The organism is Rothia sp. HMSC069C10 (assembly GCF_001812205.1).
Taxonomy (GTDB): domain Bacteria; phylum Actinomycetota; class Actinomycetes; order Actinomycetales; family Micrococcaceae; genus Rothia; species Rothia mucilaginosa.
Genome location: NZ_KV808296.1, coordinates 1 through 311, shown reverse-complemented (window position 1 = coordinate 311; position 311 = coordinate 1). Strand labels below are relative to the sequence as shown.

The following is a 311-nucleotide window of genomic DNA, read 5'->3' as shown; positions in this document are numbered from 1 at the left end:
AGGCCGTGTATTCGTAATGAGTGCCCAACTCGTAGTAGAGGTAATCGTCCAGGGGCATCTTCACGATGTCCTGCTCCGCGTCGAAGATGGCGTGGACGCTTTCGTCGCGTTCCAGCGGCGGGTTGAAGAGCGAGCATGCACTCAGCGGGAGCACGCCGATGGCCAGCAGGGCGCCCGTGGCGAGCAGGCGGCGGCTCATGCCAGTGCGAGGGCTAGTTCCGGTGCCAGGAGCAGATACGGCGGAGTGGCGGTTGAGGGACTTCATCGTCAAAACTCCTTATCGTGAGAGTGAGTTGTACACCACATTACAC

The 311-nt window shown here is 60.5% G+C and carries 1 pseudogene; it reads right to left on the bottom strand.

Features of this window, described 5'->3' with window-relative positions:
• Positions 1-265: pseudogene (locus HMPREF2842_RS02355) on the bottom strand (multidrug transporter); the annotation flags it as partial.
• Between the last annotated feature and the right edge of the window lie 46 nt (positions 266-311).